Genomic DNA, 18,876 nt, shown 5'->3' with positions numbered 1-18,876 from the left:
AACCGCCTCAGCGACAGAGGAACCGATCCGGGTAACCCACCCGGCCCGAGCCCATGGCCTGTCGGAAAGAAGCGAAGGCGACCGAGCCGCTGAAGTCCGCGGCCGGCGCCGATGGGCAGTCGTATACGGCCGCCCCGCCCACCCGTCAACTCCCAACACGAAACTTTTGCGACAGGCCCCTCCCCTCCCCTCGTCTCTCAGGCCGTGGCGGTGCGCGGCAGCGGATCGGCCTCGGCGGCGAGGCGGTGCGCGAAGGCCTCCGGCGGCATGGCGCGCCCGAACAGGAAGCCCTGGCCGGCCTTGCAGCCCATCCGCCGCAGAGCCGCCACCTGCTCCTGCGTCTCGATGCCCTCCGCCACCACGTCGAGCCCGAGCCGGCCGGCGATCGCCAGCACGGCGCCGACGATCGCCTCGTCGTGCGGGTCCGAGAGGAGGTCGCGCACGAAGCTGCGGTCGATCTTCAGCTTCGTCAGCGGAAAGCGCTTGAGGGTGCTGAGCGCCGCGTAGCCGGTGCCGAAATCGTCGAAGGCGACACCGACGCCCCGGGCCTGGAGGGCGCGGATCGGCTCGATATCGGCCCCGTCATTCTGGAGCGCGATGGTCTCGGTGATCTCCAGTTCGAGCACGTCCGCCGGCAGGCGGTAGCGGTGGAGAGCCTCCTCGATGATCTGGGCCAGGGTCCCGGCCCGGAACTGGGCCGCGTAGAGGTTGAGCGCGATGCGCGTCCGCGGCAAGCCGGCCGCACGCCACGCCGCGATCTGGCGGCAGACCTCGTCGATGGTCCACCAGCCGAGGTGAAGCGCGAGCGCGGTCGACTCCACCGCCGGCAGGAAGGCTCCCGGCAGGAGGAGGCCGCGTTCCGGGTGCTGCCAGCGCACCAACGCCTCCGCCCCGACGATGCGTCCGCTGCGCAGATCCACCTGCGGCTGGTAGTGGAGCACGAGTTCGCGGCTCTCCAGGGCACGCCGCACAGCGTCCTGCAACGCGCGCCGCGAGGCCACCTGCTCGCGCATCGCCGGCTCGTAGAGGCGCACCCCGCGCGCGCTCGCTTGGCGCGCGCTCATCAGCGCGAGGTCGGCACTCGCCAGCACCTCCCCGGCGTCGCGTCCATGCAGAGGGCCGACCGCCGCGCCGATGCTCGCCCCGACATGCACGGAGCGCCCGCCGATCTCGAAGGCGCCCGCGAACGCGTCCTGCAGCGTGCAGGCGGCGCGCAGAAGGCCGGTCGGATCGGGATCGGGCAGCATCACGGCCAACCGGTCGCCGTCCCAGCGCGCCAGGGTGGCGGCGGCCTCCATGCGCGCCAGGAGCCGGATGATCACCGCCTGCAGCAGCGCGTCCCCGGCGGCGGAGCCGAGATCGTCGCTCGCCTCCTGCACGCCGTCGAGGTGCATGAGCAGCACCGCCGCGGTGCCCTCCGCGAGGCGGGCGGCCAGCAGGCTGGTGAAATGGCCCCGGTTCGGCAGGCCGGTGACGGGGTCGTGGTGGGCGAGGTTGAGGAGGCGGGCGTCGCGGGCTTGGCGCTCCGAGACATCGCAGATCACCGCCCCGATGCCGACTCCCTCCGCCCCCCGCCACGCCGACAGCGTCAGCTCGATCGGGACCTCGCTGCCGTCCCGACGCACGGCCGTGACCTGCACGGTCTTGCCGATGAGGCGCGACTCGCCGCCCGCCGCCAAGCGGGCGAAGCCGTCGCGGTGGCGCGCCCGCATGCCGGGCGGAACGATGATGTCCACCGGCTGCCCGATCATCTCGCCGGGCCCGTAGCCGAACAACCGCTCACCGGCCTCGTTGACGTAGGTGATGAGGCCGTCCGCACCCACGCCGAGGAGCGCGAAGGTGGTGGCGGCGGCGAAGCGCGCGACGTCGTCCCGGCGCAGATTGTCGCGACGCAGGTCGAGTTCGGCCATCACCAAGCGGGCGAGTTCGGCGAGCCGTGCGCACTGCTCCGCGTCGAGGCCCGGGCGCGGCTCGGGGTCGAGCACGCAGACCGCGCCGATCCGCTGCCCGGTGGCGGTGATCAGCGGCGCACCGGCGTAGAAGCGCACGCGCGGGTCTCCGGTGACGAGCGGGGAATCGCGGAAGCGCGGATCCTCGGCCGCATCCGGCACCACCATCACGGCGTCATCGCGGATGGTGTGGGTGCAGAACGAATCGGCCCGGGCGCTCTCGGCGAGGTCGAAGCCGACCCTCGCCTTGAACCATTGGCGGTCCTCGCCGATCAGCGTGACGGCAGCCTGGGACGTCCCGCACAGCGCGGCCGCCAGGGCGGCGATGCGGTCGATCAGCGGGTCGGGGCCGGATCCGACCGCGCGGGAGGCAGCCAGTTCGCGCAGGCGCGCGCGTTCGCCGGGTTCGAGGAAGTCGTCAGGGGCTGCCGATTTACCCATGTCGTCACGTCCGCTCAGCCGCCGCGGATGCGGTCTCTGTCCGGGCAGTGTTCAACCCCAGGTCTTAACATAAGCTTGTTGTACGAGCTCCGCGCAGCGGCGGCGTAACAGTCAAGCCGGCCGATTGCCGCCGCGTCCGCTCGGCCTCCGGCAGGTTCCAGAGGCTTTCCGCATCGGCTGCCTCAACTCTCCGCCGGCCGGGATCCAGGTCAGCGGCCGGCAGGACGGCCGGATTGCCTCGCACGAGCCGGAGCACGGGCCCATCCTCGACGGCCGGCGCCGCTCCTCAACACCGTTCCTCGCCAGCATCGCGCGAATACTGGGGAACCGAAGGGCGATCCGGCCTGTCCGAAGCATAGCCCCGCCTGCCGGCCGACGCCGCTCTCGCGCAAACGGCGAGGCCGCGGCAGACGTCTGGCTGCCGCGGCCTCCCGCGCTGGGCGTGACCATGATCGGATGTGGATGCCTGCCCGAGGACTTGCGATCAGCTTGGGATCGCGGCCGGGCTCCTGATCGAGCTAACCGTTAGGCTCGATGCCGGCGGGGTCAGGCCGGAGCGGAACTCAGTGGACGGTGCGATCCGCGGTGTCGGCCGCGGCCGCGGCCTTGCGGGCCTGCTGGATGATCGTGGCCTCGTAGAGCTCCGCCTGTGCGCGGGTGAGGCCGCTCACCAGCACGAGGGTCCCACGATAGACCGTGTAGGTTCCGTCCTGCGTCGGCCGGACCCGGATGGTGTCAGTGTTCATCGGCATCCCCAGTTGCTGCGTGAAACGCGAACGCTCACCCCGGGACTTCATCAACCCATGCACCTGGGCCGACGCTCCCTGACTCATGACCGGGACGTTAACGAATTGCGGCTTGGCCGCAAGGGGCCGGCCTGCGTTCGGCCGGATTGTCGACACGATCGCCGGGCTGGCCGTCAGGACGGCGAGCGCGCGACCGGTCCCTGTGCGGACGGCGCGAGTTGTTGCGGCGGGCCCGGCAGCGTCCACCAGCCCACGGCCGACTGGACCGCCACCGTGAGGGCGACGAGCAGCACCATGGTGAGGGCATGGCGCCCGAAGGTCGGCGCCGCCGGCGCGGCCGAGCGTGCTGCCGGCGCGGCGGCGTCGAACGGCTCAGGCTCGAGCGGCAGCAACGAGGTGTACACCCCCGCGGGCTGGCCGGCCGACCGGTAGAAGGGTCCAATGCTGAACATCGGCGTCTCCTGTCGAGGCCCCTGCGACGCAGGCCATCGGATAGCCGGAAGATTAACAGATGCTGAACGGAGCGCCACCCCCGTGCGCCAAATCGTCCTAACCCCCAGGTCGCGCACGGAATTTTCGCAGCGAATCGGCCCTCAGGCAAACAGCTGCGGGTGCCGCAGGCGCAGGGTCTGGACCAGCAGCAGGGTCTTCAGATCCCGAATCCCCCCGCTCTCGGCCGCCCGCGCGAGGCCGGCGAGAGACATCTCGACCACCGTGATGTTCTCGTGTTCCGAGGCCAGTCCACCCCCCTCGCCCTCCCGGTCCCGCGCGGCGTAGGGCGCGAGATAGAGGTCCATCCTCTCGGTCGAGATGCCCGGCATGGAAAAAACCTGCCCCACGCTCTCCAGGGCCGAGAGCCGCACGCCGACCTCCTCGAACGCCTCGCGGCGGGCACAGTCCTGCGGATCGTCCTCGTCGAGGCAGCCCGCCGGCGCCTCCAGCATGTCCGTGGTACCGTCGACGAGGCAGGGCGGCGCCCGGAACTGGCGGATCAGCAGGGCGGTCCGGCGCTCCGGGTCGTAGGGCAGCACGGCCACGGCGCGGCCATGATCCTCGATCTCCCGGGTGAATTCCGTGCCGTCTGGCATCCGCACGTCCGCGACGAGATACCGCCCCCAGCCCTCATGGAGGATGCGGGTCCGGCGGATCTGCGGCGCAGGGGAGCGGGGGGCGTGGGTCATGCGGGCCTCGCAGCGCGGGATCGGGGGCGGCCCACCTCGCCGGGACGGCGCGGCCGGGTCAATCCGGGGGCAACGCGCGGCGGATCGCGAAGGACAGCACGCCGTCATGCGCGTCGACGCCGTCGAGATGGTCGCCGGTCTCGCGCAGGAGGTGGGGGATGTCGATCGCCGCAAGGGGATCGGTGCAGCGCACGGTCAGGCGCTCGCCGGGGCTCAGGGCGCGCAGCGCCTTGCGGGTGCGCAGCACCGGCAGCGGGCATTTGAGGCCGCGCAGATCGAGATCCCTGCCGGCTCGGTCGTGACGATTCACCGCGCGCTCCCGGAGCCGCTCCGGTCACGACGAAGGCCCGGCGCGAGCGCCGGGCCTTCGTTCCGGGCGGCCGAAGCCTCAGTAGCCGTAATAGCCGTAGGCGGGGTAGCCGTAGCTGTAGCCGTAGGCCGGATAGCCGTACCCGTAGGCGGGGTAGCCGTAGCCGTAGCCGTAGGCCGGGGCGGACGAGACCGCGATGGCGCCGCCGATGATGCCGAGGGCCGCGCCGGCCGCCAGCGCGCCGCCGACGTTCCGGCGGTAGCCGTAGCCGCGATAACCGTAGCCGCGATAACCGTAGCCGCGATAGCCGCCGCCGTAATAGGCCCCGCGCCAGCGCACCTGGTCCACGGTGCCGGGCGTGCCCGCCACCGCCGCCGAGGTGGCGGCCGGGAGCGGAGCGGCCTGGGCGCCGCCGAGGGCGCCGGCCGAGAGGGCGGCCGCGGCGGTGCCGGCCAGGGCGAGGGTCTTCATGCGCGACATGGAGTCGGGTCTCCTGCGTTTCGGGGCCGATGGCCCTGTCGGGCTGAAAACGGCAGAAGGGCAAGTCTCGTTCCCTTCCTGCCTCCCGGTTCCCGACAGTCAGCCTCCGCGTCTGCGAAGCGGCACCGCCGGATTGCGGTGCCGTTCGTCGATCCGCGCAGAAGATCAGGACGGATGAGGCAGGCATGTGCGCGAACGCACAAGACGATCCGGCGATCGACCGCGCTGTCGTGCACAAGGAACCGGACCGGCTTCCGCTGCGTCCGGCTCAGAACGTACAGGCCGTGAAGACCGGATCGACCGAACCCTGCCAGGGGCCGTGATAGAGCGCGAGCAGATCCTCGGCACGCGTGCGCTCGGCCGCGATGGCCTGCAGCGGTGCGAGGTAGAGCGTTTCGTCGCGGCCCTGCGCGTCGCGGCGCGCGCGGGCGCGCAGCCCCCCCTCGGCGATGGCGAGGGCGTCGCGTGCGACCTCGCGCACCGTGCGGCCGGCGACGGGGGTGTCGAGGGCGCGGCGCGGCACCTCGGCGCGCATCGCCTCGCGCGTCGCCTCGTCCCAGGCCCGGACGAGGTCCCAGGCGGCGTCGAGGGCGGCCTCGTCGTACAGGAGCCCGACCCAGAACGCGGCCTGCGCGGCGATCATGTTCGGGTCGCCGACATCGGCCCCGCGCATCTCCAGGAAGCGCTTCAGGCGCACCTCCGGGAAGGCCGTGGAGGCGTGGTTCGCCCAGTCGGAGCGCGTGGCGCGCTCGCCCGGCAGCGCGGCCAGACGCCCGGCCATCAGATCGCCGAACGGCGCGCCGCTGACGTCGTGGTAGGTCTCGCCGCGCTTGACGAAGTACATCGGCACCGCGAGCAGCCAGTCCACGTAGGCCTCGTAGCCGAAGCCGGGCGCGAAGGCCTGCGGCAGCATGCCGGTGCGATGGGGATCGGTGTGGCGCCAGATCTCGGAGCGGCGCGACAGGAAGCCGTTGGGCTTGCCGTCGGTGAAGGGCGAATGCGCGAACAGCGCGGTGGCCACGGGCTGCAGGGCGAGGCTGACGCGCAGCTTCTTCACCATGTCGGCCTCGGAGGCGAAGTCGAGGTTCACCTGCACGGTGGCGGTGCGCAGCATCATGTCGAGGCCGAGGGTGCCGACCTTCGGCATGTAGCCCTTCATGATGCGGTAGCGGCTCTTGGGCATCACGGGCGTCTCGGCCCGGGTCCATTTCGGGCTCATGCCGAGCGTCAGGAAGCCGATGCCGAGGGGATCGGCGGCGGCGCGCACCGCATCGAGGTGGCGGGCGAGTTCGGTCGCAGTGGCATGGACGTCCGGCAGCGGCGCCCCGGAGAGTTCGAACTGGCCGCCCGGTTCGAGCGAGATCGCCCCGCCGCCCTCGACCGCCGCGAGCCCGATCACCCGGCCCGCATCGACGATCGGCTCCCAGCCGGTGGCGGCCCGCACGCCGGCCAGCAGCGCCTCGATGCCCTGCGGCCCCTCGTACGGGACGGGATCGAGACCGTCGCGGTAGAAGGGCACCTTCTCGTGCTCGGTGCCGATGGCGAAAGCCGATTTCGGCTTCTCGCCCGCCGCGAACCACTCGATGAGTTCGGCCCGGCGGGTGAGCGGGGTCGCGTCGGACTCGTCGCGCGCCATGCGCCACCTCGTTGTCGTCGGTTGTCTGGATCCCGGCGGAGGGAAGCGCGGCCCCCTGCCCGCTCCGCCGAAACGGTCGCGCTTAGATAGGCCGGCGCCCCCGGCGCCGCAACGCGGGGGCGCGACGCGGCAGCGGCCTCGACGATCGTGCGCGATCGATCATCGTGTCCGGTCCTCCGCACCTCTTCACGAAGCGTTTACCGCAGGACGCGGTTCCGCGGCAGCCCCCTTTGACTGCGAACGGAAGCCGAACAAAGATGGCCCCAACAGCGAACGAGGAACCCTGCCATGATGGTACGCAAGATCCTCCTCGGAGTCACCGAGGTCGCCTCGATGGGGCTGCTCGTGGGCGCCGTCGCCTTCTGGTCGGTGGCGCTGTCGCCCCTGCACTGAGGGTCAGGTCAGGCGTGCGGCGGCGCAGGCGTCGGGATTGGTGGAGAGCGCCTCCCGGACCCGCCCGCCCGGCAGCCCGCCCGGAATCGCCGCCCCGTCGCGGGCGACCGGGATCAGGGCGGAGAGGTCGATGCCGGTCGCCACGCCCATGCGCTCGAACAGCCAGACCACGTCCTCGGTCGCCACGTTGCCAGTCGCGCCGGGCGCGAAGGGACAGCCGCCGAGCCCCGCGAAGGAGGCATCGAAGACCCGCACGCCGCGCGCGTAGGCCGCGTGCACGTTGGCGAGGCCGAGCCCGTAGGTGTCGTGGGCGTGGAAGGCCCAGGTCCGGGCCTGCGGGACCCGCGCCTGCGCGGCCGCGAACAGGGCCCCGACCTGCGCCGGGTCGGCCCGCCCGGTGGTGTCGCACAGGCAGATCTCCGCATCCGGCTTCATCGGCACCAGCCGGTCGAGGAGCGCGAGCACCTGCGCCTCGCCGATGCGGCCCTCGAACGGGCAGTCGAAGGCGGTGGCGAGGTTGAGCCGCACGAAGGTGCCGGGCGGGAGGCCGTCGAGGAGCCGCGCGTACTCGTCGGCGGAGTCCGAGGGGCTGCGCCGCACGTTGTTGCGGTTGTGGGAGTCCGAGACCGAGAGCACGTAGGCGAGGTCCCGCGCCCCGGCGGCCGCGGCCTCGCGGCCCCGGCGCTCGCTCGGCACCAGCACCTGAGGACGAAGCGTCGGCCAGCGCGCGCAGGCGGCCAGGATCTCGGGCGTGTCGCGCATCTGCGGCAGCGCGCTCGCGCTCACGAAGGAGCCGATCTCGATCCGCCGCAGGCCCGCCCCGACGAGGCGCTCCAGGAAGGAGAGCTTCGTCTCGGTGGGAATGAACGGGCCGATGCCCTGGAAGCCGTCCCGGGGACCGACCTCGACGATCTCGACCGCCTCCGTCATGCCACGACTCCCTCGGCGCGCAGGGCCGCGATCTCCTCGGCCGAGAGGCCGAGCTCGCCGCCCAGGATCTCGTCGGTATGGGCGCCCGCCCGCGGCCCGGGCCAGCGGATGGCGCCCGGATCGTCGGGCAGATGGGGCACGATGCCGGCGTGGAGCACGGCGCCGAAGGCCGGGTCCTCCACCTCCCGCACCATGCCGCGCCCGCGGAACTGCGGATCGGCGGCGATTTCGGCCGCCGTGTAGGCGATGGTCGCCGGCACGTCGGCCACCGCCAGCATCCGGTCGAGGTCGCGGGCGGCGTAGCCGGCGGTCCAGGCGCCGATCAGCCGGTCGAGTTCCTCGACGTTCCTCACCCGCAGCGCATTGCCGCGGAAGCGCGGATCCTCTGCGAGGTCGGGCCTGCCCATCAGGCGGGTCAGGCGCTCGAAGATCGGGTCCGAGTTGCCGCCGATCAGGATCCAGGCGCCGTCCGCGGTCGGGTAGGCCGAGGAGGGCGCGGCGGTGGCGATGCGCGCGCCGGTCGGGTGGCGCACGCTGCCGAACACGCCGTATTCGGGCAGCATGCCCTCCATCATCGAGAGCACGGATTCGGTCAGCGCCACGTCGAGGGTGCGCCCGCGCCCGTCGCCGCCGCCCCGGTCGCGCGCCCAGAGGGCGGCGGCGACGCCGAAGGCGGCGTAGAGGCCGGCGATCGAGTCGCCGATCGAGACCCCCACCCGCACCGGCGGCAGGTCCGAGACCGAGGGCGGGTGGTTGGTGAGGTAGCGCAGGCCCCCGATCGCCTCGCCGATCACCCCGAAGGCCGCGCGGTCGCGGTAGAGCCCGTCCTGGCCGTAGCCGGAGATGTGCGCCACGATCAGGCCGGGCCGGGCCGCCTCCAGCTTCTCGCGGGTCAGGCCCATCCTGGCGAGCTGGCCGGGGCGGTAGTTCTCCACGAGGGCGTCGCAGCCGCGCGCGAGGCCGAGCACGATCTCCACCGCCCGCGGATGCTTCAGGTTCATCACCATCGAGCGCTTGTTGCGCCCGTGCATCGACCACCAGGGCGCGCCCGCGCCCTCGACCTGCCGGCCCCATTGCCGCACCGGATCGCCCCCGGGCGGCTCGATCTTGATCACCTCGGCGCCGAGGTCGGCGAGCAGGCGGGTGCAGAAGGGGGCCGCGATGAAGTGGCCGAGTTCGAGCACGCGCACGCCCGCGAGCGGGCCGGAGGGCGGAGGCGGCGCAGCGTCGCTCATCGGGGCTCACTCCCTGGATGGTCTTTGCCCTGGATCGTCGTTGCCCCGGTCTTCGCGCGCCCGGCCCGACAGGTAAAGGCCGAAAAAATTCCCACCCGCCCCGCCGCTACCTGACGTAACGTCGTGCGCTATCTGTACGGTGAACCCGGCTCCGACACCGGGACGTGCGCGGCGGAGACCCTGCCCGTGACCCAATCCCTTGCTTCGACGGAATCCGCCCCCCACACCGGGGGCCGGTTCAGTCCCGGCCTGCTGCTCGGGGCGCTCGGCGTCGTCTACGGCGACATCGGCACGAGCCCGCTCTACGCCTTCAAGGAGGCGGTGCGGGCGGCGAGCGGCGGCGCGCCGCCGGAGCCCGCGGCGGTGCTGGGCGCCGTGTCGCTGATCCTGTGGGCGCTGATCCTCATCGTCTCGATCAAGTACGCGGTGCTGATCCTGCGGGCCGACAACCGCGGCGAGGGTGGCATCATGGCGATGCTGGCGCTGCTCGGCGCCCGCCATGCGGCGCCCGGCACCTGGGCGGGGGCGCTCCTCGTCGTCGGGCTCGTCGGCGCGGCCCTGCTCTACGGCGACGGGGCGATCACCCCGGCGATCTCGGTCCTGAGCGCCGTCGAGGGCCTGAAGGTGGTCGCCCCCGGCCTCGCCCCCGCCGTCGTGCCGATCACGCTGGCGATCCTGATCGGGCTGTTCCTGATCCAGAACAAGGGCGCGGGCTTCATCGGGCGCATCTTCGGGCCGGTGATGCTGGCGTGGTTCTGCGTGCTCGCCGTGCTCGGCGTCGCGGGCATCCTGCACGCCCCGCAGGTGCTCACGGCCCTCAATCCGTGGCGGGCGGTGGATTTCGTCGGCCATGCGGGCCTGCATGTCGGCTTCGCGATGCTGGGGGCGGCCTTCCTGGCGGTCACCGGGGGCGAGGCAATGTACGCCGATCTCGGCCATTTCGGCGCCCGCCCGATCCGCGTCGCGTGGTTCGCGCTCGTGCTGCCGGCCCTGATGCTGAACTATCTCGGCCAGGGCGCGGCGCTGCTCGCGGAGCCGGGGGCGATCGAGAACCCGTTCTACCACCTCGCCCCCGACTGGGCGCAGTGGCCGCTGATCGGGCTCGCGACGCTCGCCACCGTGATCGCCTCGCAGGCGATCATCACCGGCGTGTTCTCGCTCACCCAGCAGGCGATGCAGCTCGGCTTCCTGCCCTTCATCCGCGTCGTCCACACGGCCCGCGACGAGCGCGGGCAGATCTACGTGCCGGCGGTGAACTGGCTGCTCGCCGTCGCGACGCTCGGCGCGGTGGTGCTGTTCGAGAGCTCCGACCGGCTCGCGGGCGCCTACGGCATCGCCGTCTCGATGCTGATGGCGATCACCACCCTGCTCGCCGCCCTCATCGCCCGCAGATGGGGCTACACCCTCGCGGCGGTGGCCGCCGTCAACGGCTTCTTCCTCGCCATCGACCTCTTGTTCCTGGCGGCCAACAGCGTGAAGGTGGTGGAGGGCGGCTGGTTCCCGCTGGTGCTCACCGCCCTCGTCGCCACCCTGATGCTGACATGGCGCAAAGGGACGATGCTGCTGGAGGCGGCGCGCGTGAACCTGCGGATGCCCGAGGAGGTCTTCCGCGCCCGCATGGCCAAGGACCCGCCGATCCGGCTCCCGGGCTCGGCGGTCTTCCTGTCCTCGGCGACCCGCGGCATCCCGCTCCACATGACGCGCTTCCTCGAACGCAGCCACGCGCTGCACGAGCGCGCCGTCATCGTCACGGCGCTCTACGAGGAGACGCCGAGCGTGCCCGCCCGGCACCGGGCGGAGGTGCGCCAGCTCACCCCCGACCTCTACCGCGTGACCCTGCGCTACGGCTTCATGGAGGACGCCTCCGTGCCGGAAGGCCTCGCCGAGGCCGTGCGGGCGGGCCTGCTGCCGGTGTGCTTCCAGGAGGATCCGACGGTGTTCATCGGCCACGAGACCATCATCCCGACGCACCGCGTGCCCGGGATGGCGGTGTGGCGCGAGAACCTGTTCGCCTTCATGATGCGCAACGCCGAGCGCACCGGCGCCTTCTTCTGCGTGCCGGCCCACCAGCTGATCGAAGTCGGGACCGAGATCGAGATCTGATCGCGACGGGTCCCGGCCGGGGAGGAACGCTTGAGTCTGCATCGCACGCTCGCGGCGCGCGCCGAATCCGGCCGCCCCGTCCGCATCGCCCTCATCGGCGCCGGCAAGTTCGGCTCGATGTTCCTCTCGCAGGCGCCGCGCACCCCGGGCCTGCACGTCGCCGGGATCGCCGACCTCGACCCCGCCCGCGCCCGGGCCGCGACCGAGCGCGTCGGCTGGGCGCGCGAGCGCACCGAGGCGCGCTGCGTCGCGGAGGCCCTCCGCACCGGGGGCACCTTCGTCACGGACGAGGCCGAGGCGCTGATCGCCGCGGACGGGATCGACGTGGTGGTGGAGGCGACCGGCCATCCGGCCGCCGGCATCCGTCACGCGCTCCTGTGCTGCCGTCACAAGCGCCACGTGGTGATGGTCAACGTGGAGGCGGACGCGCTCGCCGGCCCGCTGCTGGCGCGCCGCGCCGCGGAGGCCGGCATCCTGTATTCCTTCGCCTACGGCGACCAGCCGGCGCTGATCGCCGAACTCGTCGACTGGGCGCGCACGGCGGGCCTCCCGGTGGTCTGCGCCGGCAAGGGCACCAAGTACCTGCCCGCCTACCACGCCTCGACCCCCGACACGGTCTGGGGCCATTACGGCTTCACGCCCGAGCAGGTGGCGGGCGGCGACTTCAACCCGCAGATGTTCAACTCCTTCCTGGACGGCACCAAGTCCGCCCTGGAGATGGCCGCGGTGGCCAATGCCTGCGGGCTCGATCCGGCGCCGGGCGGCCTCGCCTTCCCGCCCTGCGGGGTCGACGACCTGCCGAGCGTGCTGCGCCCGCGCGAGGCCGGGGGCGTGCTGGCGCAGTCCGGCACCGTGGAGGTGGTGTCGTCCCTGGAGCGGGACGGCCGCCCGGTCTTCCGCGACCTGCGCTGGGGCGTCTACGTGGTGGTGGAGGCGCCCTCGGACTACGTGCGGCGCTGCTTTGCGGAGTACGGGCTCAGGACCGATGCGAGCGGACGCTTCGCGGCCATGTACAAGCCCTATCACCTGATCGGCCTCGAACTCGGCCTCTCGGTGGCGAGCCTCGCGGTACGGGGGGAGCCGACGGGGGCGACGCGGGACTTCCGCGGCGACGTGGTGGCGACGGCCAAGCGCGACCTCGCCGCGGGCGAGCGACTCGACGGCGAGGGCGGCCACACGGTCTACGGACGGCTGATGCCGGCCTCAGCCTCGCTGGCGGCCGGGGGCCTGCCGATCGGGCTCGCCCACGGCCTCGTCCTCACCCGCCCGGTCGCGGCCGGCTCTCCCGTCGCCTGGGCGGACGTCGCCGCGACCCCCGACGACCCGGCCGTGGCCTTCCGGCGGGAGATGGAGGCGACCTTCGCCCGGGAGGCGCTCAGGACTTGACGCTCGCCGGAGTCGGGCGCGGGCTCGCCGCGCGGTCGAGTTCGTTGAACACCGCCTGGCAGGAGGTGCTGAGGTTCTGCCGCTCGCGCCGCAGGCAGGCCTTGATGCGCCCCACGTCGGGAATCTCGCTGCTGCAGAGCCGGAAGACGTCGGGCGTGCAGGCGGCGCGCTGCGCCGCCGTCCCGTCCGCCGCAAGGCTCGCGCCCGCGCTGGTCACGAGGAGAAGGGTCGCGCAGAACTGGGTGATCGAACGGCACATGAGTCATTCCCCGCATCGCACAGCAGCGCCCGCGCGCTCGACCGCCGGGTCGAACGAGGATGACCGAGTGGCCTGCCGGTTCGTGTAAGAAAGACTATGAATGCCGGGGTAATGCGGTCAAGCGGCGATCCGGATCTTCCCACTGGACTTGGAGAGGCGGGTGCGGTGGAGCACAACCGGGCGGGGGGAGCGGCATTCGACTTCGCGACATCGCGCCGGTTTCCGGTTTGACAAACCTCCCGGCGGCGCCGAGACACCATGCCGGATCACGACCCCGCACGAACCGGGGCCATGCCAGGAGGACAGCATGATCGGACCTCAGGATCCCGCACGCCGGCGCCTGATGCTGGGCGCGGCCTCGGCGTTTGCCGTCGCGGCGGCGGGCGCGCACGCCAAGGCGCCGATGCTGGGCACGCAGAGCCCCACCTTCTACCGCTTCAAGCTCGGCGACGCGGAGGCGACGATCGTCTCGGACGGGCCGCTGCCGCTCGGCGATCCGCACGCCAACTTCCTCGGGCTCAGCACCGCCGAGATGGACGAGCAGTTGCGGCGCAACTTCCTGCCCCTCAGCAACGCGCTGCTCGAACAGAACGTCCTGATCCTCAACACCGGCAGCCGGCTCATCCTGTTCGACACCGGCATGGGGTCGCTGCAGCTCTTCGGCCCCACCACGGGCCGGCTGCTGCAGACGATGAAGCAGGCGGGGATCGACCCGAAGGACATCGACGCGGTGGTGATGAGCCACGCCCATGTCGACCATTGCGGGGGCTGCATGGCCGACGACGGCAGCCGGCACTTCCCAAACGCGCAATACTACATCAGCGAGGCCGACTTCCAGTTCTGGACCGATCCCGGCAAGGTGCCGCAGACGATGGGCGCCTTCCTCGACACGGCCCGCAAGAACCTGCTGCCGAACCGCGACCGCCTCGTGTTCTTCAAGGACGGGCAGGAATTCCTGCCGGGCATCCAGGCCCTGTCGGCGCCGGGCCATACGGTGGGTCACACCATCTTCATGATCTCGTCGGGCCGGGACTCGCTCTGCTACATCGCCGACCTCGCGCATCACCCGGTGCTGCTGCTGGAGAAGCCGCTGACCGAGTTCCTGTACGACACCGATCCGAAGCAGTCGGCCCAGACCCGGGTGCGGATGCTGACGATGCTGGCCGAGCGGCGCATCCCGATCCTCGCCTACCACTTCGCGTGGCCCGGCATCGGCCACGTCGCCAAGGCCGGCGACGGCTTCCGCTACGTGCCGGAGGCGATGCGCATGGTGCTGTGAGGGGCGGCCGACCTTCGCCTTCCTTGCGCCCTCCTCGCGACCGGCGGCCGATCAGGCGCCGGGACCTTCTTTCCCGTGCGGATCCCCGATCCCCTCTCCTGCCCGGGAGAGGGGACCCGGCGCCCGGCCGGGCGCATCGGGTGCGGGCCGCGCCGCCGCGCCGCGCGGCCTCAGCAGCACCGCGACGAAGATCAGGCTCATCAGGAGCACGATCGTCGGCGCGGGCGCGCTGTCGAGGAAGAAGCTCAGATAGACGCCCGCGAGGGAGCAGGCGACCGCCACCAGCACCGCCACGCCGAGCATCGCGCCGAAGCGGCGGGTCGTCAGGAAGGCGATGGCGCCCGGCGCGATCAGCAGCGCGATCACCAGGATGATGCCGACCGCCTTCAGCGCCCCCACGATCGTGAGCGACAGGAGCGTCAGCAGCCCGTAATGCAGCCACCGCACCGGCAGGCCGAGCGCCCGCGCCTGGGCCGGATCGAAGGCGTGCAGCATGAGGTCGCGCCACTTCGCCAGCAGCACCCCGGTCGCCACCGCGGCGATCAGGCCGGATTCCACCACGTCCGCGAGGCCGACGCCCAGCATGTCGCCGAACAGGATGTGGTCGAGGTGGACGTCCGCGCGGATCTTGGTGTGCAGCACGATGCCGAGCCCGAACAGGCCCGAGAAGACGACGCCCATCACCGTGTCCTGCTTCACCCGGCTGTTGCCGGCGAGGTAGCCGGTGGCGAGCGCGCAGGTCATGCCGGCCGCGAAGGCGCCGACCGCCAGGGGCAGGCCGGCGATGTAGGCCAGCACCACGCCGGGCAGCACCGCGTGCGAGATCGCGTCCCCCATCAGCGACCAGCCCTTGAGGACGAGGAAGCAGGACAGGAGCGCGCTCGGCACTGCCACCAGCACACAGATGAGCAGCGCGTCGCGCATGAAGGCGAACTGGAGCGGCAGCAGCAGGGCGTCGAGAAGGCTCACGGATGCGCCTCCCTGGCGCGGCGGCGCGCCGCCAGGAGACCGTGCTTGGGAGCGAGCAGGAAGGCGCCGAGGAAGACCAGGGTCTGCAGCACCACGATCAGCCCGCCCGTGGCGCCGTCGAGGAAGTAGCTCGCATAGGCGCCGACCACGCTGGTGGCGACCCCGATCCCGACGCTGAGCGCGAGCAGGCGCGGGAAGCGGTCGGTGAGGAGGTAGGCGGTGGCGCCCGGCGTCACCACCATGGCGATGACCAGGAAGGCGCCGACGGTCTGGAGCGCCGCCACCGTGCAGGCGGCGAGCAGGGTGAAGAACATCCCCTTGAGCAGCGCCGGGTTGAGGCCGACCGAGCGCGCGTGCCCCTCGTCGAAGAACACCACCATCAGGTCCTTCCACTTGGCCAGCAGCAGGGCGAGCGAGACGAGGCCGATGAGCGCGAGCTGCAGCGTGTCCTCCGGCGTCACCGCCAGCACGTTGCCGAGGATGATGGTCTGGATGTTCACCGCACTGGGCTTCAGCGAGACCATGAACAGGCCGAGCGCGAAGAAGGAGGTGAAGATCAGGCCGATGACCGTGTCCTCCTTGAGCTTGGTCCGGCGGGTGAGCAGGAACATGGCGCCGGCCGCGAGTGCGCCGGCCAGGAACGCGCCGAGCGAGAAGGGCAGGCCGAGAAGGGCCGCGCCCGCCACGCCGGGCACGATGGCGTGCGAGAGCGCGTCGCCGATCAGCGACCAGCCCTTGAGCATCAGGTAGGCGGACAGGAAGGCGCAGACCCCGCCGACGAGCCCGCTGACCCAGAGGGCGTTCAGCATGTAGCCGTAGCCGAAGGGTTCGAGGAGGACGCTCACGGCTCCTCCGGCGGCGCGAACTGGCGCAGCACCCCGCCGAAGGTGCGCTCCAGGTTGGCGCGGGTGAAGGTCTCGCGGATCGGACCGGCGGCGAGCACGGTGCGGTCGATCAGCACCGCACGGTCGCAGAAGTCCGGCACCCGGGTGAGGTCGTGCGTCGAGACGAGCATCACCCGCCCCTCCGCCCGCAACTGGCGCAGCAGGTCGATGATCGCGTCCTCGGTGGTGACGTCGACGCCCGTGAAGGGCTCGTCGAGCAGGATCACCTGCCCCTCCTGGGCGAGCGCGCGGGCCAGGAACACCCGCTTCCTCTGCCCGCCCGACAGCTCGCCGATCTGGCGATGGCGAAAGGCCGTCATGCCGACCCGCTCGAGCGCGCCCGCCACCGCCTCCCGGTCGTGCGGCTTGGCGCGCCGCAGCCAGTTCATCCGCCCGTAGCGCCCCATCATCACCACGTCCTCGACGAGGACCGGGAAGGTCCAGTCGACCTCCTCGCTCTGCGGCACGTAGGCGACGAGGCTCTTCCTCAGGGCGGCCTCAACCGGGCCGCCGAGCACCGTGATGCGGCCGGCCGCGAGCGGCACGAAGCCCATGATCGCCTTGAACAGGGTGGACTTGCCGCTGCCGTTGACCCCGACCAGGGCCGCGATGGTGGCGGTGGGCAGCGCGAAGGAGGCGTCGCGCAAGGCCGTGTGGCCGTTGCGGTAGGTGACGGTGGCGCCCTCCACCGACAGGCCGTCGGTCGCGCAGGCGGCGCGGATGTCGCGCGGGTCGACCCGGGCCGTCACGACGGCGCCTTCCCGGACAATTCCCGCGCCACGGTGCCGGCGGTGATGCGCAGGAGGTCGAGATAGGTCGGCACCGGCCCGCCCGGCTCGCTCAGGGAATCGACGTAGAGCACGCCGCCGTAGCGGGCGCCGGTCTCGCGCGCCACCTGCCGCGCGGGATCGGGCGAGACGGTGCTCTCGCTGAACACGACGCCGATGCGGTTCTGCCGCACGGCATCGATCACCTTGCGCACCTGCTGGGGCGTGCCCTGCTGGTCGGCGTTGATCGGCCAGAGGTAGAGTTCCTTCAGGTCGAAATCGCGGGTGAGGTAGCTGAAGGCGCCCTCGCTCGTCACCAGCCAGCGCTTCTCCGGCGGGATGCCCGCGAGGTCCTGGCGGATCGGCTCTACCGTGGCGCGGATCCTCTCCTTGTAGGCCTCGGCATTGGCCCGGTAGGCCGCCGCGTTGTTCGGATCGTGGCGCACGAAGGCGTCGCGGATGTTGTCGACGTAGGTCAGGCCCGCGCGCGGCGACATCCAGGCATGGGGGTTGGGCTTGCCCCGGTAGGGCCCGTCGCCGATGCCGATCGGCTCGATGCCCTGCGAGACCACCGCCTCCGGCACGCCGCGCAGGGTGCGGAAGAATTTTTCGAACCAGACCTCGAGGTTGAGCCCGTTCCAGAGGATGAGCTGCGCCCCTTGAGCCTTGAGGATGTCGCCGGGCGTCGGCTGGTAGTTGTGGATCTCGGCTCCCGGCTTGGTGATGGATTCCACCTGCGCGGCCTCGCCCGCGACGTTGCGGGCCATGTCGGCGATGACCGTGAAGGTCGTCACCGCCTTGAACCGGGCCGGTTCCTGCGCGGGCGCGCGCCCGGCCGCGAGACCGAAGGCCGTGGCGGCGAGGCCCGTGAGAACGCTGCGCCGGTCGCGGTCGAACACCATCCGATCCCTCTCCTCGTCAGACACCGGGCCACGGGCCCGATGGCCGCGCCGCACCGCCGAGCCTTGCTATACCGCGGCTATCTGATATAGCCAATGCTATAATGTTCAGAGGGGGCGGATATGTCGCGCACAGGCTATCTCCAACGGGCAGCCGCCGGGATGGTTCTGGCCGCGATGGTCGCAGGCGCGGCGCTGGCGCAGGACGAACCGACCGCCGCGGAGAACCGCGCCGGCCCCGATCTCGACAGCGAGCACCTGTTCGGCTTCACGGAGGGCACGGATCTCGGCGTGCCCGGCGAGCTGGAATTGGAGCAGGAGACCACGGGCCGGATCGGCAAGCGCGGCGGCACCTTCCGCGCCTTCGACCCGACGCTGACCCTGAAGATCCCCCTGAGCGAGAGCTTCCGCCTCGCCCCGGGCCTCTCCTTCGCGGCCTACGACGTCGCGCGCGGGGCCGGCCTGCCCTCCGCCGCGCGCGGCGGGTTCAACGGCGCCTTCCTGGAGACCCGCGCGCGCCTGCTCGACCGGCGCACCGCCCCGATCGGGCTCACCCTCAGCCTCGTGCCGAGCCTCGGCACGATCGATGCGGGCTCCGGCCTCGCCGCCGCCAGCCACGGTCTGGAGGCCGGCCTCCTCCTCGACCGCGAGCTGATCCCGGGCCGGCTCGTCGGCGCCGTGAACCTCACCTACGCCTTCGCCCGCACGCGCCCGGACGGCGTCGATGCAGCGGAGCTGGCATCGGGGCTCGAAGTCTCGGGTGCGCTCGCCTACCGGGTGCGGCCGAACGTCTTCCTCGGCGGCGAGTTGCGCTACCAGCGGGCCTATGACGGAATCGGGCTCGACCGGTTCGCGGGCGAGGCGGTCTATCTCGGCCCGACCGTCTACGCCTCGGTCTCGGACCACGCCTGGATGTCGTTCACCTGGGGGGTTCAGGTGGCGGGCCGCGCGGTCGGCGAGCCCGGTCCGCTCGACCTCACGAGCTTCGACCGCCACCAGGCGCGGCTGCGGATCGGCTACAGCTTCTGA

General features: G+C 72.0%; 18 protein-coding genes. 4 read left to right on the top strand and 14 right to left on the bottom strand.

What is annotated here, in order from left to right; translation table 11 throughout:
* Window positions 1–197: 197 nt before the first annotated feature.
* The 9 genes from MFF61_RS27375 to MFF61_RS27335 all read right to left on the bottom strand — a co-directional run bounded on the left by MFF61_RS27375 (window position 198) and on the right by MFF61_RS27335 (window position 9,301).
* The gene (locus tag MFF61_RS27375) at window positions 198–2,390 is read right to left on the bottom strand and encodes a putative bifunctional diguanylate cyclase/phosphodiesterase (protein WP_238240856.1); all 2,193 of its coding nucleotides are present in this window, start codon (window positions 2,388–2,390) and stop codon (window positions 198–200) included.
* 563 nt (window positions 2,391–2,953) lie between these two features.
* Window positions 2,954–3,136 (bottom strand): hypothetical protein, encoded by a 183-nt coding sequence (locus MFF61_RS27370; RefSeq protein ID WP_238240855.1) that lies wholly within the window; start codon window positions 3,134–3,136, stop codon window positions 2,954–2,956.
* A gap of 173 nt (window positions 3,137–3,309) precedes the next feature.
* Window positions 3,310–3,588: a hypothetical protein gene (locus MFF61_RS27365; RefSeq protein WP_238240854.1), complete on the bottom strand. Its 279-nt coding sequence runs from the start codon at window positions 3,586–3,588 to the stop codon at window positions 3,310–3,312.
* A gap of 141 nt (window positions 3,589–3,729) precedes the next feature.
* Entirely contained in the window at window positions 3,730–4,317 is a 588-nt protein-coding gene (locus tag MFF61_RS27360; protein WP_238240853.1) for an NUDIX domain-containing protein, read from the bottom strand.
* A 58-nt stretch (window positions 4,318–4,375) separates the two neighbouring features.
* The gene (locus MFF61_RS27355) at window positions 4,376–4,627 is read right to left on the bottom strand and encodes a sulfurtransferase TusA family protein (RefSeq protein ID WP_238240852.1); all 252 of its coding nucleotides are present in this window, start codon (window positions 4,625–4,627) and stop codon (window positions 4,376–4,378) included.
* A 78-nt stretch (window positions 4,628–4,705) separates the two neighbouring features.
* Window positions 4,706–5,107, bottom strand: a complete 402-nt coding sequence (locus MFF61_RS27350; protein ID WP_238240851.1) for a hypothetical protein — start codon at window positions 5,105–5,107, stop codon at window positions 4,706–4,708.
* A gap of 268 nt (window positions 5,108–5,375) precedes the next feature.
* Window positions 5,376–6,743 carry a glutamate--cysteine ligase gene (locus MFF61_RS27345; RefSeq protein WP_238240850.1) on the bottom strand — a complete coding sequence of 456 codons (1,368 nt, stop codon included), beginning with the start codon at window positions 6,741–6,743 and terminating at the stop codon, window positions 5,376–5,378.
* A gap of 396 nt (window positions 6,744–7,139) precedes the next feature.
* Window positions 7,140–8,066 (bottom strand): hydroxymethylglutaryl-CoA lyase, encoded by a 927-nt coding sequence (locus MFF61_RS27340; protein WP_238240849.1) that lies wholly within the window; start codon window positions 8,064–8,066, stop codon window positions 7,140–7,142.
* Window positions 8,063–9,301: a CaiB/BaiF CoA transferase family protein gene (locus tag MFF61_RS27335; protein ID WP_238240848.1), complete on the bottom strand. Its 1,239-nt coding sequence runs from the start codon at window positions 9,299–9,301 to the stop codon at window positions 8,063–8,065. The genes MFF61_RS27340 and MFF61_RS27335 overlap by 4 nt, the downstream gene beginning before the upstream one ends.
* A gap of 186 nt (window positions 9,302–9,487) precedes the next feature.
* On the opposite strand from MFF61_RS27335, the gene MFF61_RS27330 reads away from it, so the two are divergent.
* A complete protein-coding gene (locus tag MFF61_RS27330; RefSeq protein ID WP_238240847.1) occupies window positions 9,488–11,404 on the top strand; it encodes a potassium transporter Kup in 1,917 nt (638 codons plus the stop codon).
* 30 nt (window positions 11,405–11,434) lie between these two features.
* Window positions 11,435–12,790, top strand: a complete 1,356-nt coding sequence (locus MFF61_RS27325) for an NAD(P)H-dependent oxidoreductase (RefSeq protein ID WP_238240846.1) — start codon at window positions 11,435–11,437, stop codon at window positions 12,788–12,790.
* Here MFF61_RS27325 and MFF61_RS27320 read toward each other — a convergent pair.
* Complete coding sequence (locus tag MFF61_RS27320; protein ID WP_238240845.1) at window positions 12,780–13,049, bottom strand: hypothetical protein; 270 nt, start codon at window positions 13,047–13,049, stop codon at window positions 12,780–12,782. The genes MFF61_RS27325 and MFF61_RS27320 overlap by 11 nt on opposite strands.
* A gap of 307 nt (window positions 13,050–13,356) precedes the next feature.
* Here MFF61_RS27320 and MFF61_RS27315 point away from each other — a divergent pair, with 307 nt between their 5' ends.
* Complete coding sequence (locus tag MFF61_RS27315) at window positions 13,357–14,328, top strand: MBL fold metallo-hydrolase (protein ID WP_238240844.1); 972 nt, start codon at window positions 13,357–13,359, stop codon at window positions 14,326–14,328.
* A gap of 51 nt (window positions 14,329–14,379) precedes the next feature.
* Here the strand turns inward: MFF61_RS27315 and MFF61_RS27310 are convergent, their stop codons facing one another.
* The 4 genes from MFF61_RS27310 to MFF61_RS27295 are packed head-to-tail and all read right to left on the bottom strand — an operon-like array spanning window position 14,380 to window position 17,850.
* Window positions 14,380–15,252 (bottom strand): metal ABC transporter permease, encoded by an 873-nt coding sequence (locus MFF61_RS27310; protein WP_238240859.1) that lies wholly within the window; start codon window positions 15,250–15,252, stop codon window positions 14,380–14,382.
* Window positions 15,253–15,293: 41 nt separating this feature from the next.
* Window positions 15,294–16,106, bottom strand: coding sequence for a metal ABC transporter permease (locus MFF61_RS27305; protein ID WP_283206046.1), 813 nt, complete (start codon window positions 16,104–16,106; stop codon window positions 15,294–15,296).
* Between the two features lie 32 nt (window positions 16,107–16,138).
* Window positions 16,139–16,930, bottom strand: a complete 792-nt coding sequence (locus MFF61_RS27300; protein ID WP_283206045.1) for a manganese/iron ABC transporter ATP-binding protein — start codon at window positions 16,928–16,930, stop codon at window positions 16,139–16,141.
* Window positions 16,927–17,850 (bottom strand): metal ABC transporter substrate-binding protein, encoded by a 924-nt coding sequence (locus MFF61_RS27295; protein WP_238240842.1) that lies wholly within the window; start codon window positions 17,848–17,850, stop codon window positions 16,927–16,929. The genes MFF61_RS27300 and MFF61_RS27295 overlap by 4 nt, the downstream gene beginning before the upstream one ends.
* Before the next feature lie 159 nt (window positions 17,851–18,009).
* On the opposite strand from MFF61_RS27295, the gene MFF61_RS27290 reads away from it, so the two are divergent.
* Window positions 18,010–18,876, top strand: coding sequence for a DUF6662 family protein (locus tag MFF61_RS27290; RefSeq protein ID WP_238240841.1), 867 nt, complete (start codon window positions 18,010–18,012; stop codon window positions 18,874–18,876).

Origin of the sequence: Methylobacterium isbiliense (genome assembly GCF_022179325.1) — a bacterium.
Lineage (GTDB): Bacteria > Pseudomonadota > Alphaproteobacteria > Rhizobiales > Beijerinckiaceae > Methylobacterium > Methylobacterium isbiliense.
Note: the sequence above shows the minus strand (reverse complement) of the source record. Positions and strands in the feature narration are given on the sequence as shown.

What these genes read in the sequence shown, in the direction of transcription:
- MFF61_RS27375 (WP_238240856.1), bottom strand. Translation starts at nt 2,390, where the DNA reads ATGGGTAAATCGGCAGCCCCTGACGACTTCCTCGAACCCGGCGAACGC.
- MFF61_RS27370 (WP_238240855.1), bottom strand. Translation starts at nt 3,136, where the DNA reads ATGAACACTGACACCATCCGGGTCCGGCCGACGCAGGACGGAACCTAC.
- MFF61_RS27365 (WP_238240854.1), bottom strand. Translation starts at nt 3,588, where the DNA reads ATGTTCAGCATTGGACCCTTCTACCGGTCGGCCGGCCAGCCCGCGGGG.
- MFF61_RS27360 (WP_238240853.1), bottom strand. Translation starts at nt 4,317, where the DNA reads ATGACCCACGCCCCCCGCTCCCCTGCGCCGCAGATCCGCCGGACCCGC.
- MFF61_RS27350 (WP_238240851.1), bottom strand. Translation starts at nt 5,107, where the DNA reads ATGTCGCGCATGAAGACCCTCGCCCTGGCCGGCACCGCCGCGGCCGCC.
- MFF61_RS27345 (WP_238240850.1), bottom strand. Translation starts at nt 6,743, where the DNA reads ATGGCGCGCGACGAGTCCGACGCGACCCCGCTCACCCGCCGGGCCGAA.
- MFF61_RS27340 (WP_238240849.1), bottom strand. Translation starts at nt 8,066, where the DNA reads ATGACGGAGGCGGTCGAGATCGTCGAGGTCGGTCCCCGGGACGGCTTC.
- MFF61_RS27335 (WP_238240848.1), bottom strand. Translation starts at nt 9,301, where the DNA reads ATGAGCGACGCTGCGCCGCCTCCGCCCTCCGGCCCGCTCGCGGGCGTG.
- MFF61_RS27320 (WP_238240845.1), bottom strand. Translation starts at nt 13,049, where the DNA reads ATGTGCCGTTCGATCACCCAGTTCTGCGCGACCCTTCTCCTCGTGACC.
- MFF61_RS27315 (WP_238240844.1), top strand. Translation starts at nt 13,357, where the DNA reads ATGATCGGACCTCAGGATCCCGCACGCCGGCGCCTGATGCTGGGCGCG.
- MFF61_RS27310 (WP_238240859.1), bottom strand. Translation starts at nt 15,252, where the DNA reads ATGCGCGACGCGCTGCTCATCTGTGTGCTGGTGGCAGTGCCGAGCGCG.
- MFF61_RS27305 (WP_283206046.1), bottom strand. Translation starts at nt 16,106, where the DNA reads ATGCTGAACGCCCTCTGGGTCAGCGGGCTCGTCGGCGGGGTCTGCGCC.
- MFF61_RS27295 (WP_238240842.1), bottom strand. Translation starts at nt 17,850, where the DNA reads ATGGTGTTCGACCGCGACCGGCGCAGCGTTCTCACGGGCCTCGCCGCC.
- MFF61_RS27290 (WP_238240841.1), top strand. Translation starts at nt 18,010, where the DNA reads ATGGTTCTGGCCGCGATGGTCGCAGGCGCGGCGCTGGCGCAGGACGAA.